Below are 331 nucleotides of genomic sequence, written 5' to 3' on the forward strand. Positions count from 1 at the left end.
ATGCTCGGCGCGCTTGCCTTCGTCCGGATGACGATGCGCGATGTCGCAATGCGCCGCGGCCACATAAGCCAGCGCGCGCGATGCTTCGGTGAGACCGCGCATGGTCGCGAGCATACGGCGCACGTCCGGATGCTGAATGATCGCGACCGGCTGCTTCGCGGAGCCATCCACGGGACGGCTTTGCACGCGATCTTTCGCGTACGCGACCGCCTTCTGATACGCACGATCCGAAATGCCGACGCCCTGCATGCCGACAGCAAAACGCGCCGCGTTCATCATGATGAACATGTACTCGAGGCCGCGATTCTCCTCGCCGATCAGATGGCCGATC

General features: G+C 63.4%; 1 protein-coding gene. It reads right to left on the bottom strand.

Going from position 1 to position 331, the window contains the following annotated elements:
• A partial coding sequence (locus PQR54_RS38910; protein WP_408255465.1) for an acyl-CoA dehydrogenase family protein occupies positions 1-331 on the bottom strand: 331 nt, incomplete at both ends.

Source organism: Paraburkholderia phytofirmans, from assembly GCF_046028095.1.
GTDB lineage: Bacteria > Pseudomonadota > Gammaproteobacteria > Burkholderiales > Burkholderiaceae > Paraburkholderia > Paraburkholderia phytofirmans_A.